At 61.6% G+C, this 6790-nt stretch carries 6 protein-coding genes; 2 read left to right on the top strand and 4 right to left on the bottom strand.

Going from position 1 to position 6790, the window contains the following annotated elements:
* Window positions 1-397: 397 nt before the first annotated feature.
* Window positions 398-706 (top strand): DNA polymerase ligase N-terminal domain-containing protein, encoded by a 309-nt coding sequence (locus GSQ89_RS02100; protein WP_158921537.1) that lies wholly within the window; start codon window positions 398-400, stop codon window positions 704-706.
* A gap of 155 nt (window positions 707-861) precedes the next feature.
* Here GSQ89_RS02100 and GSQ89_RS02105 read toward each other — a convergent pair whose 3' ends face one another.
* Both GSQ89_RS02105 and GSQ89_RS02110 read right to left on the bottom strand, forming a co-directional pair.
* Window positions 862-1584, bottom strand: a complete 723-nt coding sequence (locus tag GSQ89_RS02105) for an enoyl-CoA hydratase/isomerase family protein (protein WP_158921539.1) — start codon at window positions 1582-1584, stop codon at window positions 862-864.
* 181 nt (window positions 1585-1765) lie between these two features.
* On the bottom strand, window positions 1766-2638 hold the full coding sequence (locus GSQ89_RS02110) for an oxaloacetate decarboxylase (RefSeq protein WP_158921541.1): 873 nt from the start codon (window positions 2636-2638) through the stop codon (window positions 1766-1768).
* 169 nt (window positions 2639-2807) lie between these two features.
* On the opposite strand from GSQ89_RS02110, the gene GSQ89_RS02115 reads away from it, so the two are divergent.
* The gene (locus GSQ89_RS02115; protein ID WP_158921543.1) at window positions 2808-3839 is read left to right on the top strand and encodes a LacI family DNA-binding transcriptional regulator; all 1032 of its coding nucleotides are present in this window, start codon (window positions 2808-2810) and stop codon (window positions 3837-3839) included.
* A 64-nt stretch (window positions 3840-3903) separates the two neighbouring features.
* On the opposite strand, the gene GSQ89_RS02120 is transcribed toward GSQ89_RS02115, so the two are convergent.
* On the bottom strand, window positions 3904-5124 hold the full coding sequence (locus GSQ89_RS02120) for an ABC transporter substrate-binding protein (RefSeq protein ID WP_158921545.1): 1221 nt from the start codon (window positions 5122-5124) through the stop codon (window positions 3904-3906).
* A 427-nt stretch (window positions 5125-5551) separates the two neighbouring features.
* Window positions 5552-6790: Hint domain-containing protein (locus GSQ89_RS02125; RefSeq protein WP_174254818.1), on the bottom strand; the 1239-nt coding region annotated here is incomplete at its 5' end.

The raw sequence follows: 6790 nt of genomic DNA on the forward strand, positions 1-6790 counted from the left end.
AACGGCGCGGGTAGGCGGTGGGCGAAAGGCGCCTGCTGACGCACAACCAGCATCGACGCCAGGAGGGGAGCGGTTGCGTATCGAACTCGGCATTTGAGATGGGTCGACGTAATGGCGTGACCACGCCCGGGATTGCCGAGGCGCCCGCGAGACGGGCGATCGGCGGCTCGTTGCGACGAACACTACGGACCAGTCGAGACGAGCCACCCTTTTCACAGTTACTGTCCTTTGACACCGGTAAGACCAAATGCCCTGTCGGGGATTCTCGGCCCACGCTCGCTGCCGTTGTCAGACGTCACGGTCTCGGTCGCGTATCTGTTATGTGACGCCATAGGCGGAACTCACCGTCAATCCCGTCGTTTAGAGCAATGGACGTAGCGGACCGGGCGTCTGCTCGATGTTTTGGGCACCAGTTTCCAACCTTCCAATTGACGCGGGTGTGGCGGCAAGCAAGAAGCTTTCGACCTACCAGGTGAAGCGCGACTTCACCCAGACGGAGGAACCCAGCGGTGAAGCCTTGATCGTCGCCATAAACCGGCGCCGTTTTATCATCCAGGAGCATGCGGCGACCGGCCTGCATTACGACCTGCGTCTCGAACTGGACGGCGTGTTCAAGTCCTGGGCGGTGACGCGTGGCCTGTCGATGGATCCAGCAGACAGAAGGCTCGCGGTCGGGTTCTGTCAGCGCTCGTGCCAGCAAGTATAGCTGGCTCAATGAAGGATGAGATTTTCAGGCGGCTTCCAACACTCTCAAAACTGTTGCGTAGTGGCAACCCACAATACTTGCTGGCACGAGCGCTAACAGAACCAGTCTCACAGGCTCCACCAAACCGGATCAACTCTGTTCATTGACTCAAGTCATCATTGGCTGCGTTCGCCTCGCGCTGCCAGCGCGGCGCCAAGAGCAAAGCGTGATTGATCAAGTGTTTCGGCAAGGCTCAGACCACCCGTGGCGTAGTACAAATCACGACCAAGAGCCAGCACATCCGGGTTGCCGCCAGTGGCTTGTTCGACGGCCTTGACTGCTTCGGAAACAACCTCATTCGGAGACACGACCTTATTAACTAAGTGCAGGGAGCAAGCTGCCTCCGCACTCATGAGCCTGGCATTGTAAGCTAAATCGAACAGAAGCTTCTTGGGCAACGCATCGCGGACGATCGCGAGAGCAAGAAACGGGAACAACCCGTGGGCAGCTTCCGGTAGACCGAGCGTCGCCTTTTCGGCGACAAAGGCAAGGTCGCAAGCGATAACAAGACTGAACCCGCCGGCATGCGCATTGCCGTTCACCGCCGCGGCCAGCGGCTTGCCCAAGCGAGCCATCTCATTGAGCAGGTCTATGTGAGCCCGCCCAAATTCCATTCGGCCTGCCGAGGTGGGACCCGCCCCCTTATAGTCACCGCCGAGGCAGAAGACGTCGCCATAGCCTGTCAGCACGCAGCCGGCCACGGTTGCATCACGGCGCGCGACGTCCAGGCCGGCTGTCAGCTCCTCCGCCATCTGCTGGGTTATGCGGTTGCCGGCGTCAGGGCGCTTCATCGTCAGCACTGCGATACGCCCATGCCGGCTCGTTTCGACTTGAGACATTTCTCCTCCTTCGGCCACCACGTTGCTCTGACCGGCTGCGGGCCACACTTGCCATACTCAGCACGATCAATGGAAGACCCGCGGGTTGCGAGCGGTTGGCTCCTCGCTCCCCATGCAGAGGAACCGCATCGCTGGTTGCCCTGTTGACCGCCGGCTCGCTGTTTGACGCCGAACGCGTCTTCTACGGGGTATAGCGGCGCTCGCGCCCGATCATCTCGGAGAGCCCGACAAACTCATTGAACTCTTCGAAAGGTGTCATCAGGCCAGCAACGGCGTTGGTCGAACAACCCTCGGCCATGAAACGTTCCATCATGGTTTTGACCGCTTTGTGCATCGCCAACATTGGCTCAACGGGACACAACGCGTAGTCGAAGCCAAGCTCATGGACTTCTTTCAATGATAGAAACGGGCTTTTCCCAGATCGCACCATGTTGAACAGCAACGGCTTGCCGAGCGGACGCAAGCGGTCACTGATTGCTTTCATCTGTTCGACACTTTCGATTGCATCGACATACAGCCCGTCCGCACCAACCTTGGCGTAGCCGGTCAGCCTCGCGATGGCGTCGTCCAGGCCAGTTACCGCCAACGAATCAGTCCGGGCCACGATAAAGAAATCAGGATCGCGGCGGGCATCCAGCATGGCGCGAAGTTTTTGTTGCATCTCCTCCGGGCTGACGAGTTGCTTGCCGGCGAAGTGCCCGCATTTTTTCGGAAGCGCCTGGTCCTCCAGATGCAGGACTGAAGCGCCAGCTTCCTCCCACAAGGCAATGGTTCGTGCGGCGTCGAGAACGCCGCCGTAGCCTGTATCCGCATCCGCGAAGACGGGAATATTCGTCACGCGGCAAATCCGGCGGATGTGATCGAACATCTCGGTCTGAGAGAGCAGGCCGACGTCAGGAGCACCCGCCACGATCGCCGACGCGACAAAGCCGCTGACATAGATGGCAGGAGCACCAGCCTGTTCCGCGAGCTTGGCCGTGACTGCGTCGTGCGCGCCCATGCATACGAATGGCGGTGTCCTCAAGAGTTCCCGGAAGCGTGCTGAACGGCTCAAAGCTGACCTCTCCCCTTATCGATAAGTATAGGCTACATATCGCCTGCTGACGTTAGCGCGAACGTATGCTGGAGTGTTCATGCGGGCAAGACTCAAAAAGGCTTTCTGACCAGATTAGGGATTGCGTTACCGTGGATTGGGGCTGGCCGCGGACGGTGGAGGGAGGACGGTGAAGGAGACGGCCGATTCAGAGGAGACGCACGGCCGCCGCGGTACCCGCATGGCGGATATCGCTGCAATGGCGGGCGTGTCGTCGATGACCGTCTCTCGTGTGCTCCGGGATCGAAGCTGCGTCATGCCGGCAACACTGAGCCGCATAGAGGCAGCCATCGATGCAACGGGCTACGTTCCCAACCGGGTCGCCGGCAGCCTGGCGTCGCGCCGGACTGACATCGTCGGACTGATCGTTCCTAGTTTGCGCAATTCGCTATTTGCCGAAACGATCAAGGGTGTCTCCGACATCCTCGGTCCCATGCACCCCCTGATGATCGCTGACAGCGGCTACTCACTCAAGGGAGAAGAGATCGCGATTCGCGCCTTCCTGGGGCAACGGGTCTGCGGCATTATTCTGCATAATACGAAACATTCGCCGCGCGGCCGCGCAATGCTTCTGGAAGCCGGTATCCCATGCATCGAGACCGGCAATCTTGCTCAACAGCCCATCGACATGGCCGTTGGCTTTTCGAACCGCGATGCGGCGAGCGCGATGACGATGTATCTTCTCGGGCGCGGATACCGCCATATTGGTTTCGTGTGCCTGCCGACGAAGGACAACGACCGGGCAGCCGAGCGCAAGGCCGGTTACCTAAACGCGCTCTCTCATGCCTCGCTCCTGGCCGATCCCAGGATCGTTATCGAAAGCCCGCCGGGCCTGAAGAGCGGAGGCCAAGCACTGTCCTATCTGGTTGAGGTAGTACCGGAGATTGACGCGGTCTTCTTCTCGGGAGACGTGTTGGCGACGGGAGCATTGCTGGAAGCCAACAGGCGTGGCTGGATCGTTCCCGACCGAATAGCAATCGCTGGCTCCGACGACAGCGAACTTCAGGAGAGTGTGTCGCCACCACTGACGACCCTTCGGTTCCCTCGCTACGAAATAGGCCGACGGGCAGCCGATATGCTGCTGAACCGCCTCTCCGGACGTTCTTCGGGGCGGGCGATCGTCGATCTTGGGTTTGAGATAATCAGGCGTGCCAGCGCTTGACTCTGATCGTCATGGCTCGGTCGGCCCGGCATGGCCTGCATGTGGCGGACACGCAAGCGCCGCGCTATCCCTTGACCAAGGAACATCCGCCTTCCGAAAGCGGCCGCCAGGCATCCGCCGGCTGTACCACCGCGAGCTGCTTGCAAAAATCGTATTTGTAGCGGGCCTCCGAAGGCGGCTTGACCTGCCAGAGATAGTTCACGTGCAGGACGCGCCCATCTTCGCGCACCTTCACCTCTTTATTGTAGAAGTCGTTGACTGGCGTTTGCTTCATCTCGGCCATGACAGCATCGGCACCCGTCGTGCCGGCGGCCTTGACCGCCTTCAGCCAATGGTAGGCCGCGCTGTAATTCCCGGCATGCTGGATGCCGGGGATGCCGCCACCCATCTTGGCCACCCACCGCTTTGAGAAGGCGCGCGTGCCATCCGTCATGTCCCAATAGAACGTGTCGCTGAACACCAGCCCTTCGCAGACTTCCTGGCCCAGGCCGACGAGATCGGAGGCCTGAGTCAACAGCGTCGCGATCCGCGTGCCGTTACGGGTAACGCCGAATTCGTGTGCCTGCTTGACGCAGTTCTGCATGTCGATGCCGGCGATCGCAACACCGATCACCTTCGCGCCAGACGACTGCGCTTGTAGCAGAAGAGACGAGTAATCGCTGGTGCCGATCGGGGAACGCGCGTGGCCCAGCACCTTACCGCCGGAGGCCAGCACTGCCGCGGTTGCATCGCGCTCCAGCGCCAGGCCAAACGCGTAGTCGGCGGTGATGAAATACCAGGAATCACCGCCCGCCTTGGCCAGCGCACCGCCAGTGACATGCGCCAGCGCATAGGTGTCGAAATCAAACTGAATACCATAGGGCGAGCATTGCTTGCCGGTGATGTCGGACGTGGCCGAACCGGTGCAGAGAAAGATACGCTTTTTCTCGTAGCAAACTTCCTGCATGGCCAGGCCGCAGGAGGACGCGGCACCGTCGGCCAGCACATCGACGCCCTCGTCGATCCATTGGCGGGCCAGCGCGCTTGCCACATCCGGTTTGTTCTGATTATCGGCCTGGATGACCTCCACCTGACGGCCGAGCACCGACCCGCCGAAATCCTCCACCGCGAGCTGGGCAGCGACCTTGCTGCCGACGCCGCCGGCGTCGTGGAACGGGCCGTTAAGGTCCGAGAGCAGGCCGATACGGATGGATTTGGAAGTGGTCTGCGCCCTGATCAGGGCCGGCCGCGCAAGCGGCGCTGCCGCCAGCCCACCGATCAAGCCGCGGCGTGTGATTGCAGACATGCTGGACGACCCTCTATATTTTTGGTTAGCGCTAACGTCAGCGTTGCATGGACCGGGCGCGATGGCAATATGGCCTCAATGCTATTCCGGAACTGAACTGACACCACAATTCATCGTCCGAAAGGGGAGGGGTTGAGGTCGCGCGCAGTCGTCCAGAGTGCTCCTTCTCGCAAAGCTGGCAGGCAGAGCAGGAAGGTTGGACTGGTCATGGCGCATCCCGCCGCTGCCAAAAGCGGGGGTTCGCGCCTGGCGTGTCCCGGCCGAACATCGACCCGTGCTTCATCGCTTCATCGCATTGATCTGAGGCTCGGTCGGTGGCGGGGAGAGCTTTGCGTTAAGGCATTCAGGCGAGCAGGGGTGTTTGCGGGCCGGTAGCCGCCCTCGCCCTGAAAGGTGGCCACAACTCAAGCTTCTCCGCGATCGGATACTAAGCTGCTGCCTGGCCGGATTGGTCGTCCGCGCGATACTGCGTTGTTCCACACACCTCCAACACGACTTCGGCACGATCGCCGAAGCCGTTGAACAAATCGACGGGCAGGGCCGCATCGCCATCGGTCCAGCGCAAGTCGTCATCTGGTTCATAGCCGTGGAAGCCTTGGACCAGCCGGTCATCCGTCACGTCGATGACGCTGAACCGACTGCCGGCGCGCGCCACGATACGGCGCAGGGCGACGCCCAAGACCCGGGGATCGCGCGCCAGACCCAGTTCGGCGGGCGCGGCGGCGCGGGAGGCGATGCGCACCACTTGCGCCGTCGCCGGCACGGCGAAGATGTACGCGGACTTGGCTCGTTGTCTGGCGTCCAGGCGACGTCCGTCCACCAGCAAGTGCAGATCCGGATCTGAGGTCAAGAGCTGATGCGGACGAGGACCAGCCTGCCCATGCTGGAGCGAGGCTCCGGCCTCGAGCAGGTAGGCGCGATCCAGCAGACGCCGCCAGATCGCATCGACGATCGGCCCACCGGTCAGGACCTCCGCACAAGGCGGCTTCGGCGGCCCGTCCCATCCGGTGTTGCCGTTCTGGAACAGCCAGCGGTTGCCGTCATCCCGATAGCTCTCGGCCGGCGCGCCGTCCGCTACCAGCACGTCGTGCGTTTCCAGCTCGATATGATACAACGTTACTTCTTGCGCATGATCGTCCCACAGGATGGTGCGGTGATTGACCAGAAACTCGACGGGGACCAGCACGCCGTCGAAATAGAGCGAATGGGCCTTGGTCACGCGCAGATCGCGGTTCGGCACGTTGGGCGCAATCGCTCCTTTGCGCACGATCACCGGCGTCGCCGCGCCGCGCCGCCCGCGCGTTGCCAAGACCCGGCCTGTGCCGACCCAGAGTACCGCTCGCGCCGCGCCGGTGTGCGTCAGAATCAGGTCGCCCATGCCAATGCGCTCGATTGGCACGTCCCCCTGCGGCGTGGCGATAGACGTGCCGGCACAAAAGCATAGTGGGGTGACCTCGACGCCGTTGCTGCCGTCGTTCTGCGCCGTCCAGGCATTGCCGGTGTAGTCCTCGCTGCCGAGTTGCAACGCGACAGACCCATTGTCGCCGGTAACCGTCAACACATTGGTCAGCGTGTCGAAGCTGGTGGTGGCATCGTTGCCACCGTCGCTCAGCGTCGTCAGGTCGATCGCGTCGTGGATGCCGGTAAATCCGGCGATCGTGGCGGG

The organism is Acidisphaera sp. S103, assembly GCF_009765975.1.
Lineage (GTDB): Bacteria > Pseudomonadota > Alphaproteobacteria > Acetobacterales > Acetobacteraceae > Rhodopila.